This is a genomic window from Andreprevotia chitinilytica DSM 18519, assembly GCF_000711875.1.
GTDB lineage: Bacteria > Pseudomonadota > Gammaproteobacteria > Burkholderiales > Chitinibacteraceae > Andreprevotia > Andreprevotia chitinilytica.
Genome location: NZ_JONM01000007.1, coordinates 144,316 through 166,170, shown reverse-complemented (window position 1 = coordinate 166,170; position 21,855 = coordinate 144,316). Strand labels below are relative to the sequence as shown.

General features: G+C 60.4%; 20 protein-coding genes and 1 tRNA gene. 11 read left to right on the top strand and 10 right to left on the bottom strand.

What is annotated here, in order from left to right; translation table 11 throughout:
* Positions 1-87: 87 nt before the first annotated feature.
* The gene (locus BR41_RS11325; protein WP_035056357.1) at positions 88-420 is read right to left on the bottom strand and encodes a YraN family protein; all 333 of its coding nucleotides are present in this window, start codon (positions 418-420) and stop codon (positions 88-90) included.
* Positions 417-1,499: a penicillin-binding protein activator gene (locus tag BR41_RS11320; protein ID WP_035056355.1), complete on the bottom strand. Its 1,083-nt coding sequence runs from the start codon at positions 1,497-1,499 to the stop codon at positions 417-419. The genes BR41_RS11325 and BR41_RS11320 overlap by 4 nt, the downstream gene beginning before the upstream one ends.
* Positions 1,500-1,562: 63 nt before the next feature.
* On the opposite strand from BR41_RS11320, the gene rsmI reads away from it, so the two are divergent.
* Positions 1,563-2,441, top strand: coding sequence for a 16S rRNA (cytidine(1402)-2'-O)-methyltransferase (rsmI, locus tag BR41_RS11315; RefSeq protein WP_245615855.1), 879 nt, complete (start codon positions 1,563-1,565; stop codon positions 2,439-2,441).
* Between the two features lie 44 nt (positions 2,442-2,485).
* Positions 2,486-2,570: transfer RNA gene (locus tag BR41_RS11310), tRNA-Leu, on the top strand.
* Positions 2,571-2,730: 160 nt separating this feature from the next.
* On the opposite strand, the gene BR41_RS11305 is transcribed toward BR41_RS11310, so the two are convergent.
* The 3 genes from BR41_RS11305 to BR41_RS11295 all read right to left on the bottom strand — a co-directional run bounded on the left by BR41_RS11305 (position 2,731) and on the right by BR41_RS11295 (position 6,654).
* Positions 2,731-4,269, bottom strand: coding sequence for a BCCT family transporter (locus BR41_RS11305; protein WP_035056352.1), 1,539 nt, complete (start codon positions 4,267-4,269; stop codon positions 2,731-2,733).
* Between the two features lie 89 nt (positions 4,270-4,358).
* A complete protein-coding gene (locus BR41_RS11300; protein ID WP_051710744.1) occupies positions 4,359-5,381 on the bottom strand; it encodes a glycosyltransferase family 9 protein in 1,023 nt (340 codons plus the stop codon).
* A gap of 256 nt (positions 5,382-5,637) precedes the next feature.
* Positions 5,638-6,654: a phytanoyl-CoA dioxygenase family protein gene (locus BR41_RS11295; RefSeq protein WP_035056350.1), complete on the bottom strand. Its 1,017-nt coding sequence runs from the start codon at positions 6,652-6,654 to the stop codon at positions 5,638-5,640.
* Positions 6,655-6,771: 117 nt separating this feature from the next.
* On the opposite strand from BR41_RS11295, the gene BR41_RS11290 reads away from it, so the two are divergent.
* The gene (locus tag BR41_RS11290) at positions 6,772-7,635 is read left to right on the top strand and encodes a helix-turn-helix domain-containing protein (protein WP_035056347.1); all 864 of its coding nucleotides are present in this window, start codon (positions 6,772-6,774) and stop codon (positions 7,633-7,635) included.
* A gap of 73 nt (positions 7,636-7,708) precedes the next feature.
* Here the strand turns inward: BR41_RS11290 and BR41_RS11285 are convergent, their stop codons facing one another.
* From BR41_RS11285 to BR41_RS11270, 4 genes are all read right to left on the bottom strand, one after another.
* A complete protein-coding gene (locus BR41_RS11285) occupies positions 7,709-8,665 on the bottom strand; it encodes a lipase secretion chaperone (protein WP_051710742.1) in 957 nt (318 codons plus the stop codon).
* On the bottom strand, positions 8,662-9,591 hold the full coding sequence (locus BR41_RS11280; protein WP_051710740.1) for a triacylglycerol lipase: 930 nt from the start codon (positions 9,589-9,591) through the stop codon (positions 8,662-8,664). The genes BR41_RS11285 and BR41_RS11280 overlap by 4 nt, the downstream gene beginning before the upstream one ends.
* Before the next feature lie 210 nt (positions 9,592-9,801).
* Positions 9,802-11,571 (bottom strand): glycoside hydrolase family 19 protein, encoded by a 1,770-nt coding sequence (locus BR41_RS24640; protein ID WP_156970664.1) that lies wholly within the window; start codon positions 11,569-11,571, stop codon positions 9,802-9,804.
* Between the two features lie 743 nt (positions 11,572-12,314).
* Positions 12,315-13,928 carry a methyl-accepting chemotaxis protein gene (locus tag BR41_RS11270; RefSeq protein WP_035056344.1) on the bottom strand — a complete coding sequence of 538 codons (1,614 nt, stop codon included), beginning with the start codon at positions 13,926-13,928 and terminating at the stop codon, positions 12,315-12,317.
* A 290-nt stretch (positions 13,929-14,218) separates the two neighbouring features.
* Here BR41_RS11270 and BR41_RS11265 point away from each other — a divergent pair, with 290 nt between their 5' ends.
* The 7 genes from BR41_RS11265 to BR41_RS11235 all read left to right on the top strand — a co-directional run bounded on the left by BR41_RS11265 (position 14,219) and on the right by BR41_RS11235 (position 19,200).
* Positions 14,219-14,443, top strand: a complete 225-nt coding sequence (locus BR41_RS11265) for a hypothetical protein (protein ID WP_156970663.1) — start codon at positions 14,219-14,221, stop codon at positions 14,441-14,443.
* A gap of 63 nt (positions 14,444-14,506) precedes the next feature.
* A complete protein-coding gene (locus BR41_RS11260) occupies positions 14,507-15,103 on the top strand; it encodes an undecaprenyl-diphosphatase (RefSeq protein ID WP_035056339.1) in 597 nt (198 codons plus the stop codon).
* A 65-nt stretch (positions 15,104-15,168) separates the two neighbouring features.
* Positions 15,169-15,831: a response regulator transcription factor gene (locus BR41_RS11255; RefSeq protein WP_035056337.1), complete on the top strand. Its 663-nt coding sequence runs from the start codon at positions 15,169-15,171 to the stop codon at positions 15,829-15,831.
* Positions 15,807-17,189 carry an ATP-binding protein gene (locus BR41_RS11250; protein ID WP_051710739.1) on the top strand — a complete coding sequence of 461 codons (1,383 nt, stop codon included), beginning with the start codon at positions 15,807-15,809 and terminating at the stop codon, positions 17,187-17,189. The genes BR41_RS11255 and BR41_RS11250 overlap by 25 nt, the downstream gene beginning before the upstream one ends.
* Before the next feature lie 64 nt (positions 17,190-17,253).
* Complete coding sequence (locus tag BR41_RS11245) at positions 17,254-17,823, top strand: LemA family protein (protein WP_035056335.1); 570 nt, start codon at positions 17,254-17,256, stop codon at positions 17,821-17,823.
* A gap of 9 nt (positions 17,824-17,832) precedes the next feature.
* Positions 17,833-18,807 (top strand): hypothetical protein, encoded by a 975-nt coding sequence (locus BR41_RS11240; RefSeq protein WP_035056332.1) that lies wholly within the window; start codon positions 17,833-17,835, stop codon positions 18,805-18,807.
* 42 nt (positions 18,808-18,849) lie between these two features.
* Positions 18,850-19,200, top strand: coding sequence for a hypothetical protein (locus BR41_RS11235; RefSeq protein ID WP_156970662.1), 351 nt, complete (start codon positions 18,850-18,852; stop codon positions 19,198-19,200).
* 513 nt (positions 19,201-19,713) lie between these two features.
* On the opposite strand, the gene BR41_RS11230 is transcribed toward BR41_RS11235, so the two are convergent.
* Entirely contained in the window at positions 19,714-19,953 is a 240-nt protein-coding gene (locus tag BR41_RS11230) for a hypothetical protein (RefSeq protein ID WP_035056328.1), read from the bottom strand.
* A 136-nt stretch (positions 19,954-20,089) separates the two neighbouring features.
* Here BR41_RS11230 and BR41_RS11225 point away from each other — a divergent pair, with 136 nt between their 5' ends.
* On the top strand, positions 20,090-21,718 hold the full coding sequence (locus tag BR41_RS11225) for an NAD+ synthase (protein WP_035056326.1): 1,629 nt from the start codon (positions 20,090-20,092) through the stop codon (positions 21,716-21,718).
* Positions 21,719-21,855: the final 137 nt, after the last annotated feature.

Below are 21,855 nucleotides of genomic sequence, written 5' to 3'. Positions count from 1 at the left end.
CCCGGCATTGGCCACGGCAGGTTTTCGTTGAATTTTCGGCTGCCTTGGCAGCGACATTACACGCCAACGGCATCGGACGAATCCGGTTCATCCCTGAATACAGTCCCGCAGCCAGTCGATTCGTTCCCCATCGATGCATACCGCGTCGAAGCGGCAGGGTGGCGTCGGGCGTACGGTTTGCAGATAGCTTTGTGCAGCGGCCCAGAGTTTAGCGCGTTTCGAAGCGGTGATACTCGCGGCTGCACCGCCAAAAGCGCGGCTGCGGCGTTGGCGGACTTCGACGAACACGAGCGTGTTCCCGTCGCGGCAGATCAGATCCAGCTCGCCCGCCTTGCAGCGCCAATTGCGCGCCACGAGCTTGAGGCCGCGATTGACGAGGTACTCTGCGGCGCGGTTTTCCGCCTCTTGCCCACGCATCATTCCAGATCGGTTGCCGGTGAATCTGGCGCAGCGCCATTTGCCTTGGGCCAGGCCAGCGTTTGCATGGGCATCTCCCGCCGCACTACGCCGGCAGGCGAAATCGACAGCTTTCCGGTCAAGCCATCATCAATTTTTACGCCGTCATCCGGTGCTTTGAGCAGTGCGATGGCCAGTCGCCACGCATCGACACCCAGGGCAAACACGCGCTCCAGATCGCTCGACTTGGTTCGCTCGCGTGGGAATACCGCATAGGTGGGTTCGTTCGGGTTGACCAGCCAGGGGATGTCCAGATAGCGGATGCCCCCCAGATCAATGAGTGTTGTCGACGGCAGGCTACCGGGGTTGAGCTGCGATGACGCATACAGCGGCAACTCGCTACCCAGATAAGGCCGCAGCTTGCGGGTCTGCTTGGTCGTGGTAGCGAGGAACACCGCATCGATGCCCAGATCGGCCAGATGCGTTTTGAGTGCGCCGTATTCCTTCACGCTATCGCCGATTTGTACATGGGCAGCTTCGGTGCCGGTGGCCGTCTGCCATGCCGCGCTAAAGCCTTGCGCCGTACGCCGGTTCAAGGCGCCTGTGCCTTCCAGTATCACCGGCTGGCGCACACCGTCTTGTGCCAGCTGCCGCGCCAAGGCGGCGGCTTCTTCTTCGACCGAAAGGTTGAAGCTATACAGATTGGGCCGGCGTAGCGTTTGCTCGTCGAAGTTGTTGAGCGCGATGACTGGTACGGGGAATTTGCCGTTGTCGGCGAGGTAATTGAGCGCGGTGCGCGTGAGCGGCCCGATCACTGCCGCCGCGCCATCCTGTATCGCTTTGGTGTATTGGGCGAGGACGTCTTCATCCTTTTCGCCGCTGTCGTAGGCATGCACCGGCGGTTGCTTGCCATCGCCATAGACTTTCTCGGCGAGTTGCACACCGCTTTTGAGTTGCGCTACGGCGGGCTTGAAGGCCTTGCTGTTCAGCGGCAGTAGCAGCGCGATGAAGGCGGGTTTGCTGGCCTCCGGCTCCGGTTCTGCTGCAACGCTGCTGGCGGCGCTTGCCGCACTGGCGATTTCTGCCGCTTTCGCTACACCCATAAAACAGACGCCGATCAGCCATGCGCCGTATAGTATTGCCCGCCAGTTGCCAGGAGCCCGAATGTGCATACCGACCCTTTCATCGCCGTTAAGTCCACATTATATGTGGTGGCTACCCCTATCGGTAACCTGAGGGATTTAACGCCGCGCGCGCTTGACATCCTGGCCGCCGCCGATGTTATCGCCGCCGAAGATACGCGTGTCACCGGCCTGCTGCTCAAGCAGTTCGGGCTCTCCAAACCAATGGTGAGCCTGCGCGAACACAACGAGCGGGCAATGGCGGAGAGACTCGTCGCCCGCTTGCAGGCTGGCGATATCGTAGCCCAGGTATCGGATGCGGGCACGCCAGGTGTCTCTGATCCCGGCGCCCAACTCGCCGCTGCCGCGCACGCTGCGGGTATCAAGGTGGTGCCGATTCCAGGTGCCTCTGCGTTGACTACGGCGCTGTCCGGGTCCGGTTTCGATTGCGCCCATTCGCTGTTCTACGGCTTCCTGCCACCCAAAACCAAACAACGTCGTGATGCGCTCGCGCCGCTGGCCAGTCTGCCTTACCTCACGGTGTTCTACGAAGCGCCACACCGCATCGTTGAATGCCTGGCTGATCTGGCCGAGGTCTATGGTGGCGATCGCAAGGCACTCCTCGCGCGCGAATTGACCAAGACCTTCGAAACACTCCGCCGCGCGCCACTGGCTGAGCTGGTCGAATGGGTGAAGGCGGATAGCAATCAGCAACGCGGCGAATTCGTACTGGTGCTCGATGCCGCGCCGCCCGCACCCGTGCTGGAGGCAAGCACCCACGATCAGGTACTCGCCCCGCTGGTTGCCGAGCTACCGCTCAAGCAAGCTGTTGCGCTGGCGCAGTCGATTACCGGCGCGGCGCGCAATGCCTTGTATGAACGCGCGCTCGAACTGAAGAACGCACAGCAAAATCAGCAAGACTGAGCTTGTCACGCTCGTAGCAGTTAGGTCATAATCCGGCCTCCACCGCCCGGGTGGCGAAATCGGTAGACGCAGGGGACTCAAAATCCCCCGCTGCAAGGCGTGTCGGTTCGAGTCCGACCCCGGGCACCAGTCAGTAAAACAAGGGCCTGAAGCGATTCAGGCCCTTGTTGTTTTTGTGCTTTGCAGAAATTTGTTGCTCGGCCCACAGCCTAAAAAAACCGCAGATAAATCTGCGGTTTTTTTATTTTCCTGATTTCAAACTTTCAAGCATTCAGCTTTGCTGGCTGTTTCACCGACCGGTTCGGCTGATGTCTCGCGCCAGCATCCCGTCGACGGCGTGCCGCCGCGCTTTCTCTTTCTTGTCCAGCAACTGCTCGTCTTCAGCCAATGCCTTGTAGAGCGCCACGCACAGCCCGACCATGATCAACGCGAAGGGGAGTGCGGTCACGATCGCCAATGTCTGCAACGCCTTCAGCCCGCCAGAGAACAACAGCACGATGGCCATTGCCGCCACGATCACGCCCCAGACAATTTTTACCCACGCTCGTGGATTGGGATTGCCGCGTGACGAGAGCATGCCCAGCACCAGATTGGCAGAGTCGGCCGAGGTGACGAAGAAGCACGAGACCAGCACCAGCGCGAGTACCGACAAGGTCTTGGCGAGCGGTAGCGCGTCGAACATGGCGAACAAGGTCTTGGCGTAGTCTTCCTTGTGCACGGCCAGCAGATTGATGCCGTCCAGCAACTGCTGGTGAATGGCGGTGCCGCCAAAGGCCGAGAACCACAGGAAGCTGACGATGCTGGGGGCGAGCAACACACCGACGACGAATTCGCGGATCGTGCGGCCTTTGGAGACGCGGGCGATGAACAGGCCCACGAACGGTGCCCAAGTGATCCACCACGCCCAATAGAACAAGGTCCAATCCGCTACCCACGAGCCTTTGGAGAATGGCGTGAGGCGCAGGCTCATGTACGAGAGATTGTTGATGTAGCCGCCCAAGGTGGTGGTGAACGACTCGAAGATGAACAGCGTCGGCCCGAGCACGATCACGGCGGCGAGCAGGATGAAGGCGATGGCGATATTCAGGTTGGAGAGCCATTTCACGCCACGGCCAACGCCGGTCAGCGATGAGATCAGCGCCAGCCCCATCGCAAAGACGATGATCGCGATATGCAGCGTATCGGTATCGGCCAGACCCAGCGTATGCGTGAGGCCGCCGGCGATTTGCAGCGTGCCCAGACCGAGCGAAGTGACCACGCCGCAGGCAGTAGCGATCACGGCGAGGATGTCGACCAGTTTGCCAAAGCCGCCATCCACGCGTTTGCCGAGCCACGGCCGGAAGGCTTCGGACACCAGTGCGGGCAAGCCGCGATTGAAACTGAAATAGCCGATGGCGAGCCCCATCACGCTATAGATAGCCCACGGATGCAGACCCCAATGGAAGAAGGTGTAGCGCAGTGCCTCACGTGCGGCATCTGCCGTCATGCCTTGGCCGGAAGGCGGCGTGGCAAAGTGCGATAGCGGTTCCGCTGCGCCCCAGAACACCAGGCCGATGCCCATGCCAGCAGAGAACAGCATGGCAAACCAGCTGCCGCGGCTGAATTCCGGTTCGGCATCATCCCCGCCTAGCCTGATCTGGCCGAAGCGGCTGAAGGCGAGGTAAAGCGCGAAGAGCAGGAAGCCAAACACCGCAAGCAGGTAGAACCAGCCGAAGTGGCTAATGGTGAAACCCAGCATGGCTTGTGTCGCGGTGGTCATCGTCTCCGGCGCGAAGACGCCCCAGAGCAGGAATAACAGCGCAACAATCGCTGAAATGGCAAATACCATGCCTATCTCCATGATTTATTGAAAGTTTTTCATGGTATCAGGCTGGCTGTAAGCCACGACTGGTCAAGGGAAATAGTTGAGCGGCCGTATTACCTTGTTGGCATGGCGGTAGTGACCCAGCTTTGCCAGCTTTGCCAGCATTGCCGTGCATGGTCGATTTGCCAGCCCGCATCGGCATGATGCAAACCCGAGAGTTGCCCAGTCTGGTCGAGCTGGATTGCTTCGCAGTGCGGATAGTCACGCACCCGCAATCCCGGCTGTATGCCCATGAACAACGCAGTGCACGGCACGCCCAGCCCCGCCGCCAAGTGGACAATGGCGCTGTCCACGCTGATTACCCGTTCTGCGCCGGCAATCAGCGCCAGCAGTTGTGGCAGGCCCGATGAAACCGCGCCCACGTCCCGGTAGCCGGTGATGCCTAGCTGCCCAAAGCCCAGCACCGTCTGACCGCTGGCAAGCAAGTGTGTTGCCAGTAGTGCCGTAATCTCTACCGGCATCGTGCGCAATGGTGAGCTGGCTCGTGGGCAAAGCAGCGTGTAGCGGAGTGGCAAGTCGTTTGGTAATGGCGGACGGGGAATGTGTGCCAGCCAGCTATTCGCTTTGGCTGCTGCTGGCATCGTGCCAGGTTCCATGCCAAGACTATCCAGAAAGAAATCCACCATCGGTAATGCGTCAAACGCGGGGCGGAACATGAAATCCGCCAGATCGATCACCACGCCATCCGCAGCCGTCAGCTCGGCGAGCGGCACCGGCAGCAATCGAACCTGGGCCCACGGGGCCAAGCGATAGATTTCCTCGACATGCGCCGGTGCATGCGGGCTGCGGTAAAGCACGATGGCAAGCTGCGGGTATTGTGTTTTCAGCCAATGCAATACGGAGAGCCCGACCACCGAATCGCCCAGCGCCACGCCCATGCCGTTGATGATGTGCAGTGTTTTTACGTTGGCGTAGTCGAGCCGGAATGGCGTGTAGTTGGCGTTCAGGATGCCTTTGCCGGCGGATATCGGCCGGAAGCCTGTTTGCGTTGGTAGGAAGGGCAGGTCATACGGCAACCAGACTTGCTCGGTGGTATCGACGATCGCAGCAGCGGAAAGCTTGGAGGAGGGGGGCATGGGGCGATTGTAGGGAGCCGCACCGCTACGGCCAACCCCGTAGCCTGGATGGGGCTTCGTCGCTCATGTTGCCCCCCGGCCGGCAAGCCGTCCGGGCTACGGGGTTGGTGTTCTCCCCTCGCCCATTGATGGGAGAGGGGCAGGGGGTGAGGGTTTACCGCCGGTTCTTCGTCGCATGTATTGCTCCCGGCCAGCGGGGCCGTTCGGATTACGCGAGCTGATCCGGCGGGTTACGACACGATGTGTCTAACCCGCCCTACGCAACTGATACGTCTGTTGCAAACACCACCGCCGGATCAAACACCCGCTCCCCATCTGCCCAGCGCGCCAATCCCAAAATCCGCTCGCCCAGTGGCGAGAGCTGCGCTTGCGGGTAGCGGGTTTGCTCCCAACCACGCGGGTCGCCGGGGAAGGCGTAACCGCGTGCCGGCTCGCGCTTGAACCAGCTGCCGATACGCCAGTCGCGTAGCTCCAGATTGCTTTCATCCGCGGGTGTGAACGAGATGTACTGTGCCAGCCGCACTTTGTCGGTCGAAGTGTTCGGGCGGATGCCGTGGGCGAGCAGGCTGTTGAAGATCAGGAAGTCGCCGGCCTGCATCGGTATGAAACGCGGCTGCCACGGCAAGCTATCGACATCCGGCCGCCACGGATTGCGGTCTGCGGGGGCGGTTTTGCGCCATTCGATAAAGTGCTCGAACAGCTCGGGAATGCACTGGAAGCCGCCGCCTTCCTCGGTGGTATCCGATAGCGCCAGCACGCCCTGCACATTGACCGGCAACGGGTCGAGCGTGGTGTCGGCGTCCCAGTGGATGAAGCCGCCGAACTTGCGAATACCGTTGTTGGGTGTGTTGAGATTGGCTCGGTCGATGGTCACCCACAGATCGGTGCGATCCCAGATATCGACGAAGGCATCGTAGATGCGTTGCGACTGGCGGTTGTCCCACAGGGTCTGGTTCTGATACGCCTCGACCATGCCGGAGCCGTTCAGCTCTTTCATGTCGTGATCGCGTAGTTGGGGTTTGGTCCAGCTGGCGATGTCGTGCTGGTCGAGTTCCTGGAATTCCCACAGAAAATCGGCGGTGCGTTTTACCTGTTCGGGCGAGATCGCGTTCTTGATGATCACAAAGCCGTAGCGTTGCCAGTGGGCGAAGTCAGCTTCAGACAGCACGCGTAGCGGCAGCGTTTTTTGCAGGTCGCGCAGCTGGACCTGATCGAGATAGGCAACAGACGGGTTGCCGGGGCGTTGGTCGCCATAGGCGTAGCGGTCGTTCATGGTGGTCTCCGGTCGAAGGGTGAGTGGATTGTGGCCACCGAATGCCAGCCGGATTTCGCTGTAGCTAACGATGATTGATACGATCGTGATGTTTTGATCGCTAACTTGGGTGAGCCGATGCGGCCGCAATTCGAACACGTCACGATTCCGGCGGGGGCATCCTGGGCACTGCTGTGGCGTGAATTGCCGGAGCTGCCGTTCGAATGGCATTACCACCCGGAATTTGAACTCACGCTCACCGTCAACGCGCGCGGCCAACGCTATATCGGAGACCATCTCGGCGATTTCGACGAAGGTGATCTGGTGCTGGTTGGCCCCAATCTGCCGCATACCTGGTCGTCGAACCGGCCCGTTGATCCGGCTGCGCCGATGCTGGCGGTGGTGGTCTGGTTCACGCGTGAGTGGGTGGATCGGCTAGTGGCCAGCTTGCCGGAACTGGTGCCGATCGCCCGGCTGGCTACCTCGGCTGGGCACGGCTTGGCGTTCTCTCGTACGACGGCCGCTGTGGTGCAACCCTTGTTGTTGTCGCTCAACCAGCTCGATGCGGCGCAACGTATGCCGGTGTTGCTGGATGCCCTGCTGCAGCTGGCGGCGGATCAAGTAGCGCAACCCTTGGCGGTTTTAGCCGCCACACCGGATACCGACAGTGGCCGCGAACGCCTTGGCCGCGTACTTGATGTGTTGCACCGCCGCTTCGCCGAACCCATCGCTGTGAGTGAGCTGGCCGAAAAAGCGGCGCTATCCGTCGGCGCATTCCATCGCTTCTTCAAACGCCATACCGGCAAGACGGTGCTGGAATACCAGACGCAACTGCGCATTGGCCACGCCTGTCAGTTGCTGATCCAGACCAGTAAGCCGGTGGGCGTGATCGCCAGCGAAGCCGGTTGGCAGAATCTGGCGCATTTCAATCGCCAGTTCCTCGCCGCCAAGGGGCTGACGCCGCGTGATTTTCGGGCGCGGTATCGGGCTGGTGGTGGGTAACGGGTAAGGATGAAAAAAGCCCGGCCACGCGAAGTGGTCGGGCTTTTGGTCGGACGGGGATGTGTCGTTGCGCCTACTTCTGCGCCATGCTGTCCTGCAACCCCAGCGCACCATCGAGCCGACGTTGCTCGGCGGTGCTGAAGCGCTGGCTTTTCAGTGCGTCGATGGCGGCCTGCCGCTGGCTGGCACTGAGCGAACCATCGGCATTGAGCTGGTCGAGTGCATTACGGTAGTTGTTCAGGCGTTGTTGCCAGAGCGCTTGTTCCTGATCAAGCGTGGCGAGTCGCTCGGCGGCGGGAGCGCCGAATTGGCTGGCGCGCTCGCGATAGACGTCATCGTTGCTGGCACCCCGAGCACGCATCTTGGCAACCTCGTCCTCCACGGAGAGGTACGCTATCGGTGCTTGGCGGGCCTGCCGTTCTTCCGGGCTGAGGCGTTGCTGGTCGAGCTGGGTCAGTGCAGCTTGCCGGCTGGCATCCGACAACCCTTGCTGCTGCAGAATGGCCAGCCGCTCTTGCATGTAGCGGTCGTAATGGTCTTCATCACCAAACAGTGCCGTGCTATCCGATTGACCGAAATACTGCAGCCGCAACGCAGTGCGGGTATTCAGGCTGGCCAGTACCGACTTGGCATCAAACTCACCGGACGGTGCTTTCAACGTGGCCAGCGCCCGCTTGTAATCGACATAGCGATCAAACAAGGCCAAGGCTTGGGCACGCGCCGCTGCGGATAGCCCCTCGTGTTCCAGATCACCTGCCAGCTTGAGGCGTGCCGCCACCGGATCGGGCGGATCGACGAGGCTGAGCAGGAAGTCGAAGCGGGCTTTCAGATCGGCGTTGACCAAAAGTTGATGCGCCGCATCGAACTCGATCTGCCCATCGGGGGCTGGTGGACCGCTGTTTTGGGCTGCAGCCGCAAGCTGCGACGTTTTGGCGATACTGCCATCCGCTTGCGGTTTGTCGCCCAACCACCAGAACAGCAGCGGAACGATCAGCAACGTACCGGCAATTGCGATGCGACCGGTGTTCACAGGCCGACCTGCTGTAGACGATTGGCGTGCTGGCGGTACAGCGTGACCGGATTGGTTTCGAACAGATCGGCCAGCCCGAACATCTGGTTCACTTCATCCAGATGGTTCATGCGGTAATTGTCGCGGATCACCTTGCCCAAGTGACTGGAACATCTGCCGACCAAGCCGTCATTGGCTTCGTTGACAAAGGTCAGGGATGTTGCGCCAAGTGCCAGGTCGCTGGGGTCGAACAGGTTGGTTAGCGGTTTGGTGCCGCTCCATGAGTAATAACGGATGCCGTTACTGGCGATTTCCGGGCCTTCGCCGCAGGCGCTGACCGGCAAGCCTTCCGGGTATTTGACGTTGAAGGCGCGGGTGCCGGGGGTGGTGAGGGCTTCCATTGCCGCTACGGTGTCTTGCGGCAGGCCGGGGTGGCCGGTGCCAAGGCTCATCAGCAGCGCCAGTGCATTGCCGGCCTTGGCGACGACGGTTTCGGTGATGCTACCGCGTGGGAGGAGGCCGCGGATCGCATCGGCGGTTTTCGAGCCATCGTTGACGCCACCGATCGAGGTGACGGAGGCCACGAGATCGGGGCGAACCGATGCCACGTAGCGGCTGGTCGGGCTGCCTTGGCTGTGGCCGATCAGGTTGACCTTGCTGGCGCCGCTGACTGCCAGGATTTGCTGCACCTGCGCCAGCAGCTGCTCGCCGCGTACTTCGCTGCTGTTAACGCCGGAAACCTGCGCCACGTACACCTTGGCACCGCTGCGTTGCAGCTCAGCGGGAATGCCATAGAAATAGTCGATGCCGAACAGCTTGTCGAAGCCAGTCAGGCCGTGCACCAGCACGATCGGATAACGGGTTTGGGTATAGGTATCGGCAGCGCTAGCTTGCCAAGCGGTGACGGTCAGAGTGAGCGCCAATAGCGCGCGCAGGAGCTTGTACATCGGTAATTCCCTTGGGTGACGTTGAGCTGAAAAGCCAGAAGGGCCGTATTTTTCAGGACGCCTATGCCGAGGGATATGAGATTTGTCTTAAAAGCTGCAGTCAGGCCACTGATTTTATTGATTTTTTTTTGCGCCTTGCTCGTCTGTCGCCGAAGTAAAAAAGAGAGCCCGCAGGCTCTCTTTCAAGGTTGGATGAAGCTGCCGTTTATCTTATTTGAGCGTAATGCCCCAGTTGTCCTGCACGCACTTCACATAGTTACCCGGCATCAGCGCGTTGTATGGCGTCTGGTAGCTCACCAGCTGGCACTGGTTGTCGCCGCCGACATTCCAGTTCTTTTCCCAGTAGATGTTGTACGCCGCCGAGCTGCCTGGGCCGAAGCGCTGCATGGTGGCGCAGCTCAACTGCTCCTTGCTGTAATCCCAGCCCAGATCGGTGGCGAACTGCTTGTAGTAATCGATGCGGTTTTGCGCCGCTTGCTTCTCGGTCCCCAGGCCGCATTCCGCGTTGATGATCTGGATCGTCGTCGCAAAGTTGTTGCCCGCGCCAGCCGCTTGGTCGGTCTGGTTCGGTACCCAGCTGCCATCGATCACTTGCAGCATCGAGGGCTTGGGCGGTTGCGGGTAGACAAAGAAGAACGTGGCGCTAGCCAGATTCAGCCAGGTGCTGGCGACTTGATCCGGATTGTTCAGCAGCACGAACTGGTCGCCGTTGTTCATCGCTTGCGAGAACGGGCCGTAGTTGTAGTTGTACGAGAGTTGCTTGGCGCCGCGCCCGAAGTACTTCTTGAAGCTGCCATCGGCGTTCTTGCCGCAGGTCCACACCTTGTTGAACACCGGATCGGCGCACTCGATGTTGTAGCCGCAACCGGTACCGGTATCGTCGCAACCCATCTCGCGCAGGTATTTCAGACCCTGCCGCCATTGCGGTGTGGCGATATTGGCGTTGTGGTCGCCGGTTTCCTGCGCGAAGTGGGCGAACATGGTGGCGAGCGAGTGTTTGCAGATCGCATCGGCATCGCGGCCATCCTTGTAGTCATCACACACGGCTGGGAACTTGGCGACGGCTTGCAGGAAGCGCTGGTAGGTGTAGCTCGGCTCGCGCACTTCGAAGTAATAGTTCCACTTCGTTTCCGGCAGGATGCGCTCGACGCGTTTCACGTTGATGGGATTGGCGGCATTGCCCGGCGCGACCAGTTCCACTACGGCGTTATCCAACGTGCGGATCGATGCCTTGATGGTGCGGAAGAAGTCGTTATTGGTCAGCGCGGCTTCGGTAGCGAGCGCTTGTTGCAGTGTCGGCGGGCCGGAAGGTGTGGGGGCGGGCGTTGGTGTCGCGCTGTTGCCGCCCGTGGTCGAGCCGCTGCAAGCAGCGGCATCGACCCACACGCCACCCTTGCTCGGGTCTTCGCCCTTGGTCCACCACTTGGCACTGTAGTTATGGCCGTTGTAGCTGGCTTGCGCGCTGCCGTTGTAGGCGACGCTGGCATCCCATGCGCCGGCACATGTCGCGCTGCCCGGAGTCGGCGTAGCGGCTGGCGTTGGTGCCGTGGTCGGGGTAGCAGTTGGCGCTAACGTCGGGGCTTGGGTGGGAAGCGGGGTAGGTGTTGCAGTCGGTTGCGGCGTAGCGACGGGTGTCGGTGCCGTGGTTGGCTTCGGCGTCGCGCTGGGTACTGTGGTCGACTTTACCGTGGGGATGGTGATTGGCGTCGGTGCCAGTGTGGGCGCTGCTGTTGGGGAGGGCGTCGGGCTGCTGGTGGCGACCATCTTCCACAGTGTTGCCGAACTGGCCGGATTCCAGCCGGTGCCGAGGTAGGCCGTGTGCGTGACCAAGGCTTGGTACGTCTTGCCTTGGTAATCGACCAGCGTGCCGGCCGAATAGGTTTGCCCTTCTTGCCAGGCCGGGTAGGCCCAAGCGCTGGCGGAGATCACCCCGGCCAACAGGCCTGCCAGCAGGCTGGCTGTCCATGTGTTTTTCTTCATATCGTCTTCTCGCTCTATTTGCTTGTTGTGTGAGAGCCGTTCACGAAATGCAGCCAACAGGGTTTGATGAGCGGCTCCAGGAACCGCGTTGCGATCGCGGCGAGCGGCATCATCGTATTAGTAAAACTACTTACGTTATTCGGGATATCCCGTAGTCATCGGGTTTGAAATTCTTTTAATAATCAACAGGATATTATGGTTTGTTTATGTTGCGTCGCCGCAAGGTGGGCATGAAAAACCCGGCCACTCAGGGCCGGGTTGGTGGTGGGCTCAGAACCTGTCCACGATCTTTTAGTTATGCGCCGTTGGCGCGATTAAAGGCTTTACAGCGCGTTCCGCCGCGCTGACGGGTTAAGGGGCTTGTCTCGCCAAGCCCCTTAACAATCCCAAGGCGACCCTGCAAAGGCGTCTGGCGCAAGCGCCAGATTCCCCCGCCAGCCAGACCGGCACGGGCGGGAATCGAAAACTCGGGCCAAGGCCCTCAAACACTCGATCCCCGAAACCCCCGTGCCGGTCTGGCTGGCGGGGCGCTTTTGAAAGGGGGGCAGACCATCCGCACCCCGGCCCTCTCCTATGGAAGGAGAGGGTGACTTGGGTTGATGCGGCAATGGCGTTTCAGTCGCGATGCTGGTGCTTTGCTCCCCTCCCACACTTGTGGGGGAGGGGCCGGGGGAGAGGGTGCTTTTGTAGGATGGGTTGAGCTTGTGATACCCATCGGCTCGCCAGGGGCAAGCCCTATCGCGCTAACTCAAGCGGAACCGCGCCACCGATTGGCGCAGGCCCGCAGCCAGCTGCTCCAGCGCCTGTACATTGGCATTGGCCGCCCGCACCGCGCTGGCGGATTCCTCGACCATGCGGGCAATGCGTTCGACATTGCCGGCGACGCTATTGCTGGCCTGGCTTTGCTCGGCGGTGGCGTTGGCGACATCGCGAATCTTGCGCAGTGTTGCCGCCGCGCCATCGCTGATCTGATGTAAGGCGCTGGCAGCTTCGCCCGCCATTGCTACGCCGCGCGCGACCTGCGGTGTAACGGCATCCATGCTGACCACCACCGAGCCGGTATCCGCCTGGATCGCATGAATGGTCGTCGTGATCTGGCCGGTGGCTTGGGTGGTGCGCTCCGCCAGCTTGCGGACTTCATCGGCCACTACGGCGAAACCGCGCCCTTGTTCGCCAGCACGTGCCGCTTCAATGGATGCATTGAGTGCCAGCAGATTGGTCTGATCGGCAATTTCCTTGATCACCGAGGCGATGCCGTTGATTTCGCGCGAGCGTTCCACCAGGCCGCCGATCAGCACAGAAGCATTGGAGATCTGCGTTGAAACCAGCTGGATCTCATCGGATGCCTTGTTGACCAGTGCACCGCCTTGCGTGGCCAGTTCGTTCGAGCGGGCGGAGTTGGTTTCCGTCTCGCGCGCGCTGTTCGAGATCTGATCCACGCTGACCGACATCTGTTCGATCGCACCGGCCATCGCGGCGGTGGCGTCGGATGATTCATGCGATGCCCGGTTGATGTGCTCCATCTGGCTGGTCAGGCTGGCGGCGGCTTGCCCCACTGCGCTGGCTCCGCTTTGAATGCTTTCGATCATCTGCCGCAAACTGGCCTGCATGCTGGCGACGGCGCCAATCAAGCTATCCGGGGCCGCTTTGCGATCGACGATGCGAGACAAATCGCCGGCCGCAATGGCCAATGCCACCTCCGTCGCGTATTCCGGCTCGCCACCTAAACGGCGATAGATGGAGCGCGACATGGTGAATGCGAGGCCGACGACCGCAACGAGCACCACCAGGCCAATCAACAGGAATTCGAATGCAAAGCGCCAGAACACTTGATCGATATCGTCGACGAATACGCCAAATCCAATTAGCCAGTTCCAATCGTGAATGCGTAGATAGCCATTGATCTTGGGCACGAAGACGTCCGAATTGGGGCGTTTGACCTGGGCATCGAAATAGGTGAAGTCTTTGCCGCCAAAGGCGTCTTCCGTGGCTTGCAGCGAGTTGCGCCCATCCGGCAATTTGTAGCCGGTTTCGACTTTGCCCAGTTTGCGCGGGTCAGGGTGAACCAGATACAGGTTGCTGCTGGTACGGATGAAGACGTAGTCGCTGCCATTGTGCAGCCCGCTGGCCGCGGCGATGGCGCGGGCCTGGGCCTCTTCATGGCTGAGTTTGCCGCTGCGTTCCTGCTCCTGGAAAAATGCGATCTGCTTGCCGACCAGGTCCAGCACGGTGCGGATTTCGATGCGGCGGTCTTCCAGCATCGTGGTACGTATGGATTGCAAGGCAAACCCGGCGACAATAATCAGGCCAAGGATCGCGCAGGCGACAATGATGGCCAATCGGGTGGAAAGCTTCACGATTTCATCCTTTTCTATTTTGTGTGTAAGTACGTCGGCCGATAAAAGGTCGATTTCATCTGGATGCCTTGATTTTTATTACATAGAAGGATGAAGGAATCATTAAATCAACCAATTTATATTGATCCATTCATTTCTGCTGCTGAATATTGATTTCAATCTTTGAAAGATATTGCCGCTTGTCCTGTCGATTCGTCATTTCATCCATCACGGATCAATGAAGATGCCCCGGATTGTTGCAATCACTTTGATGCTAGCGCTGGGCGGAGTGGCCGGCAGAGGGTTTATTTGTGCCTGTCTGCCAAGTGGTCAGCGGCAGCAAGGTGAAGCACCGCGACAAGGAGTCCACCGAATGCATCAGCGATGATTTAAAGGACGGCGAGGTGATTGCCGGTGGCAAAAAAGCCACGTTCCATTTTTTGATTCAACCAGCGGTTGGCCGGTTTTTTCTTGCCAGTCGTTTGCCTGCTGATCCGGAGTTGTTTATTACCGAGACCCTGCTAAGGGTGCACTAAGCCGCTTGGTTTACCTTCGCGGTTTTCTGATCAAATTACCTCGTCTATCCGACCGCGATTGCCATGGAAGAACTCAACACAATGCTGTTTTTGCTCATCAACGCGCCGGCGCATCCCGCCGCTGGCTGGTTGATGGTGGCCACTTTCTTTGCCGAGCAAGCGATCTGGCTGGTGCCGATTTCGCTGCTGGTCGGCTGGTTCAAAGGCGGTGAAGAGACCCGCAAGCTGATGCTGCAAGCCGCCGTTGCCGGCTTGACCGGTTTGCTGCTCAACCAGCTGATCGGGCTGGTCTGGCAGCACCCGCGCCCGTTCATGATCGGGCTGGGACACACCTTGATTCCACACGTGGCGGATTCGTCGTTCCCCAGTGACCACCTGACGTTGCTGTGGGCGGTGGCGGGCAATTTCCTGTTGCACGCGCGTACTCGCCGGGCGGGGCTGTTCCTCTCCGTGCTGGGTATTCCGGTGGCGTGGGGCCGCATCTATCTGGGCGTGCATTTCCCGTTCGACATGGTCGGCGCAGTTGCCGTCGCGGCCCAAAGCGCTTGGCTGGCGTTGTGGGCGCAAAGCTGGCTCATCAATCCGCTGTTCCGGTGGATCTCACGCATTTATCAGTTTTTGTTCGCGCCGATGATCCGGCGTGGCTGGTTGCTGAAATAAGCACCATTCGCTCTACACTGGGCCAAGGCAGTTGCTTGCAGGTCACAAGTTCTACAGGGGTCACCATGCGTGTGTTGTTGGTCGAAGACGACCGGATGATCGGCGAGGCCGTCGCCCAGGCGCTCAAGGATGCGACCTATGCGGTGGATTGGGTGCTGGACGGGCAGATGGCCATTGCCGCGGTCGAAGCGCAGAACTACGACATCGTGCTGCTCGATCTCGGCTTGCCGCGTCGTGATGGCGTGGCGGTGCTGCGCACCTTGCGCGGCAGCGACAACCCGGTGCCGGTGGTGATCGTGACCGCCCGCGATGGGGTTGAAGACCGGATCGCCGGTCTGGATGCCGGCGCGGATGACTACGTGCTCAAACCCTTCGAGATGGGCGAGTTGCTGGCCCGCATGCGCGCCGTGGTGCGCCGCAAGGCCGGCAACCCGAATCCGGTGCTGAGCAATGGCACGCTGACACTCGATCCGGCCACGCGGGAGGCCGGTTTTGATGGCAAGACCTGCCGCCTTTCCGCCCGTGAGTTCTCCTTGCTGCATGCGCTGATGCTACGGCCCGGCGCGATCTTGTCGCGGCAGGAGCTGGAGGATCACATCTATGGTTGGCAGGACGAAGTGGAAAGCAACGCAGTCGAATTTCTCATTCATGGCCTGCGCAAGAAGTTGGGTGCGCAGGTGATCAAGAACGTACGGGGAGTGGGATGGCTGGTCTCCAGGCAAGGTTGAATCGCTCGCTGCAGGTCCGCCTTTCGGTGTGGCTATCGGTGGTGCTGGTTGCCACGGCGCTGGCAGCGGGCGTGGTGTCGTTTGCCAGTGCGTTCAAGGAAGCGAACGAGCTGCAAGACGATCAACTGCGCCAGGTGGCCGCGCTGATTGACGATCATGATTTGCCGGTCCGGCGTCCCGAGCCGGCCTTGGTCGCGCAAAACACCGATCCCGAATCACGCGTGATCGTGCAGATGCTCGGGGCTTCGGCACAGGCGCGCGGTGATGACCCGGCCGCGCTGGATCTGCCGGGTGATCTGCCCGATGGGCTGCATACCGTCACGGTGGGGGCGGACTCATGGCGATTGCTGGTGCGCCCCTTGCCCTCTGGCCGGCGGCTGGTGGTTGGTCAGCAAACCGCTGCGCGGGACGAGATTGCCCGCGATTCCGCCATCCGCACCGTCATGCCGCTGGTGGCGCTGATCCCGGTGCTGGTGATCCTGATCGGGGTGATGGTCCGGCGCATGCTCCGGCCGGTGACGCAGCTCGCGGCAGAAGCCGACCACCGTAGCGAACACGACCTGAGCCCGCTGAGCGACGACCATGTTCCCCGTGAAATCCGCCCGTTTATTGCATCGATCAACCGGCTGCTGGCGCGGGTGGCGCAATCGGTCGAGACGCAACGGCGCTTTGTGGCCGATGCCGCACATGAATTGCGCTCACCGCTCACGGCGCTGTCGCTGCAAGCAGAAAACCTCGCCAGCGTGGATTTGCCGCCGCCAGCGCAAACCCGGCTCGCCACGCTACGGCAGGGGTTGGTGCGCGCCAGCAGCTTGCTGGATCAGCTGCTGACGCTTGCCCGCACCCAGGCCGCTCCGCTGGCCGCGACCACCACGCCACCGTGCATTGCGCTGCAGCCCATCGTGCGCCGGGCGCTTGAAGAAATGCTGCCACTGGCCGAGGCGCGGCGTATCGATCTGGGCATGGAGCAAGCCGACCCGGCCGCAGTACCCGCGACCGAAGTCGACCTGACGGTGCTGCTGCGCAATCTGCTGGACAACGCGATCCGCTACACGCCTGAAGGGGGCCGGGTGGATGTGCGCGTGGTCGCCGCAGCCACATCCGTGACCATCGAAGTCGCCGATAACGGGCCGGGGATTCCGGCGGCGGAACAGGCACGCATCTTCGATCCGTTCTATCGTGTGCTCGGCAACGAGGCCCAAGGTTCCGGGCTGGGGCTATCGATCGTGAAAAGCATCGTCACCCGGCTGGGCGGCGAGATTGCCGTGCATTCGGGCGATGCCGAGGCGGTGGTTGGTACTTTGCTGCGCGTGGTGCTTCCAGGGGGATTGGAGCAGCCGGCAATTCCGGTGGCATGAACGGAACTGAGCCGGTGCGGTTCCATTGCGTAGAATGGAGCCGTCCCAACCCGGAGCTTGTTTCATGCCCTTCGTGATCTTCCTCGCCCTGATCGCTGTCGTTCTGCTTTACCTGATCTCCATCTACAACAATCTCGTCACCATCAAGCACGGCGTGGCGCGTGCATGGGCGAATATCGATGTGCTGCTCAAGCAGCGGCATGACGAATTGCCCAAGCTGATCGAGGCTTGCAAGCAATACATGAAGTTCGAGGTCGAAACACTGGAGCGGGTGATGCAGGCGCGCGCCGGTGTCGCAACCGCGCGTGAGGCCAGGAATATTCCGGCGCTGGGCGCGGCTGAAGGGCGATTGCGTGCGGGCTTGAGCGCCTTGTTCGCCACCGTCGAGGCTTACCCGGAGTTACGCAGCAACGAGCATTTCCGCCATCTGGTCAGCCGCATTACCGAATTGGAAGACGGCATTGCTGATCGGCGCGAGGTCTACAACGCGGCAGTCAACATCAACAACGTGCGCATCGAGCACTTCCCGGACGTGATCGTGGCACGCAATTTCGGTTTCCGCGCCGCCATCCTGCTGGAATTTGCCGAGCCGGAAAAATCCGACGTTGATGTCGCCCAAGCCTTCAAGTCCTGATCAATCCTGATGTTTGAAAGTGTTTCGCTCGCGCTGCGCCGGTTCTGGGCCAGCTGGATCACCTCTGGCGCGCATCTCTTCATCCTGTTGTTTGCCTGGCAGCGCGGCGAAGTGCGTGTCTGGCTTTGGAGCCTGTTGGCGGTGGTGGTGCTCAGCCTGCTGGCTTGGCGAGCCAACCTGAAACGCCGCCACGCGCTCGGCAACACGCCGTGCTCGGCCATCGCCAGTACCGCGCAGGGCTACGCCGCCATCGAAGGCCGCGCCAAGCGGCTGGATGATTGGCAATACACCCCGTCCGGTGTGGCTTGTGTGTGGTTCCGTTGTCGACATGAGCGCCGCGTGCAAGGGAGCGGCAATCGCAGTGGCTGGCAGCACATTCGCACTTGGGAAAGCGATGCGCCATTCATCCTCGTCGATGGCAAGGCCGAATGCGTGCTCGATCCGCAGGCCGCCGAGGTCGATATCGACCAGCCAGAAACCCATCTCAACGGTGACGAGCGCTTTACCGAGTGGGTGATCCTGGAACAGCGCTGGGTGTATGCCACCGGCGAGTTCAGCAGCGAACGGCCGGATCGCAGCTCCAGACAGGCGATCAAAGCCGCCATCTCCGACAAACTCACCGACTGGAAAGACGACCGCGCCGCCTTGCTCAAGCGCTTCGATGCCGATGGCAACGGCGAGATCGATCTGGACGAATGGGAGGCGGCGCGCATCGCCGCAGCCAAGGAAGTGGAAACCGAGGTAGTGCGTGCTGGCGTCGCACCGGTAACGCATTACATGTCAGTGCCGCGAGGCGACCAACCTTTCCTGATTACCGTGCGTGACCCGCAAAAACTGATCCGCCGCTACCGCCTCTGGGCGTGGCTGCATTTCGTGATCGTGCTGGCGGCGCTGCAGGGGATGATGTGGGTTTATAAGCATCCGGGTCGGGTGGGGCACTCGTTTACACAGCCGGCAGAGGTCGAGGTTCAATCCGATGAGTGAGCTGCGTGCACTGCATTGAAAATGCGCTTGCAGGAGAAGGGAATGAGAGGCTTGTTTGCAACTGGAATGCTGTCGCTGCTGGTGGGCGTTTCGGCCCCCGTAGTTGCAGAAGTGAAACTCTACTGGCCTGATTTGGAAAAGCTGGTATCAGGCAATCAGCCCATTAGTCGTTCGGTTGCCGACACGATAGCGAATCGTTACGTCATGAAGACTTATGGTGTTTGTGTGCAACATGAAGGCAACCCGGAGGATGCATGGGGTTACTGGATCGTGAGCATTCAAGGTGGGTGGGATATAGCCCCACATGACATTTACATCAGCAAACAAACCGGCCTGATCTATGCGGATTCGCTTGAACATAAACCATTGGTGCAGTCGTTGAGCGAGCTGTAGGTATTTCCGCATCAGGAGATCGACGGCTAGGTCGAACTTTATTTGGCATCTGATGAGCCGTAGTCCTTGTCCTTTTTTGCTGCGAATTAAAGGCCCCAAAGAAATGAAATCACATGGCAGATGGATTGCAGGCATGTTTGCTGTGTTGCTTCTCTGTTCCGTGCCGGGCTTTTGCCTTGGGACTGAGGGCAACGAGCTATTCCCGCAAACGTGGCTGGAAAACACGTTTGTGGTGGATCGGGCAGCCGCACGACATATTGCAAACGTTTGGCTTGATGGTGAAACAGATACCGTTTGCACAGGGATCAGTGAGCCAAAGCTGATTGGGCGCTTGTGGCGGGTAAATATTCGCATTGGTTATTCAAATGGGCAGGACGTGTATATCAGCGCCGATACCGGCGCGATGTATAGCGACGAGATGGCCAGCATTCCGCTGGTACATAGCGGGAAACATTTCTTCCAACCCAAGCCGGTCAACCAAGGGACGGATATCGATGGCGGTGTTATGGCAGATCACATCGCCGACGGCACCTCACTTGCATTGTCCTGGCCCGGCTGCGGCGCAGCCTGCACCTCCTCCCCACACAGCTCCTTGATCCCTCGCTCAATCCCCGCCTTGCCGTGATAGGCGTATTTTTCGGTGTTCTGCACTTTGCGGATGCAGGCTTCGCGGGCGGTTTCGGCGGTGGCGTTATGGCCGCTCGCCAGGATGAGCAGCATCAGCGTACTGGTCAGATACGGCGTTTTCGGCATGACTTGCTCCTTGGTACATTGCCTCTAAGCGAATCTTAGCTGCGAACGCAAAGCCAGCTTGGCATATAGCCCCCGACCCATCCTGCAATGCGATCCCGTAAAATGGCGCTTTGCTCTTGCTCCTGACGATCCCCGCATGAAAATCGCACTCGCCCAACTCAACGCCAAGGTCGGCGATCTCGCCGGCAACCTCGATCTGATCCTTGCCGCCGCCGCCAAGGCTCGCGCGCAAGGGGCGGATGTGCTGGTGACGCCGGAACTCGCGCTCACCGGTTATCCGCCGGAAGACCTGTTGCTGCGGCCCAGTTTTCTGAAGGAATGCCAGCGCCAGATCGGCCGCATCATCGATGAGGTGGATGGCATCACGGTGGTGGTGGGGCACCCGTACCTGGCGGGCAAGGAGCGTTTCAACGTGGCGACGGTGATCCGCGACGGCAACGTGCTCGGCCGCTACGAAAAGATGCTGCTGCCCAACGATGAAGTGTTCGATGAGGTGCGCTACTTCACGCCGGGCGCCGGGCCGCTGGTGTTCGAGCAGCCCGATGGCGATCGCATGGTGAAGATCGGCGTGCTGATCTGCGAAGACCTGTGGCATGTCGAGCCGGCCTCCGCCGCGCTGGACGAGGGCGCGGAGCTGTTGCTGGCACTCAACGCCTCGCCCTATCACAAGACCAAACAAACGCAGCGCCGCGATCAGGTGGTGGCGAATCGGGTCGAGGAAACCGGGTTGCCGATTGCCTACGTCAATATGGTCGGCGGGCAGGACGAGCTGGTGTTCGATGGTCATTCGTTCGCGCTTAACAAACATGCCGAGTTGGTGATGCAGGCACCGGCCTTTGTTTCGACGCTGGCGATGGTCGAGTACGTCGATGGCGATTTCCAGCCGGGCGACATCGCGCCGGATTTGGTGGAAGAGGCCAGCGTGTATCAGGCGCTCGTCACTGGCGTGCGTGATTACATTGGCAAGAATGGCTTCCCCGGCGTGCTGCTGGGGCTGTCTGGCGGGATCGATTCGGCGCTGACCTTGGCGATTGCCGTCGATGCGCTCGGCGCGGACAAGGTACATGCGGTGATGATGCCGTCGCGCTACACCGCCGATATCAGCGTGACCGATTCGCGCGACATGATTGCGCGGTTGGGCTGCCGGTATTCCGAGATCGAAATCTGGCCGATGTACGAATCATTCATGGCCGGCCTTGCGCCTGAATTCGCCGGCCGCGAGATGGATACCACGGAAGAGAACCTGCAAAGCCGCATCCGCGGCACCATGCTGATGGCGCTGTCGAACAAGACCGGCAAGCTGGTGCTGACGACCGGCAACAAATCCGAAATGACCACTGGCTACGCCACGCTCTATGGCGATATGGCGGGTGGCTTTGCGGTGCTGAAGGATGTGGCGAAGACGCTGGTGTACCGACTGTCCAGCTGGCGCAATCAAACCGATGCTTTCGCATTGTGTAATGTCATTCCCGAGCGCATTATCACGCGCCCGCCTAGCGCCGAGCTGCGGCCGGATCAGAAGGATCAGGATTCGCTGCCGGAATACGACGTGCTCGATGCGATCCTCGCGGCCTATCTGGAAGAGAACCTGAGCCGCGACGAGATCAAGGCACGCGGTTATGCGGCGGATGATGTGGACAAGGTGGTGCGGCTGTTGCGCATCAACGAATACAAGCGTCGCCAGGCCCCGGTCGGCCCACGCATTACGGCACGTGCGTTCGGCAAGGATTGGCGCATGCCGATCACGAATGGCTACAAGGATTGATGCGAACGCGCATCGCACAAAAACGGCTGCTTTGGCAGCCTTTTTTTTATGGGTTGAACGCCAGCGACTGTTCTTCGCTCATGTTGGCGTGCTCCTGCTAACCCCGAGCAAGTGCGCAACTGAGCACAAAATGTCAT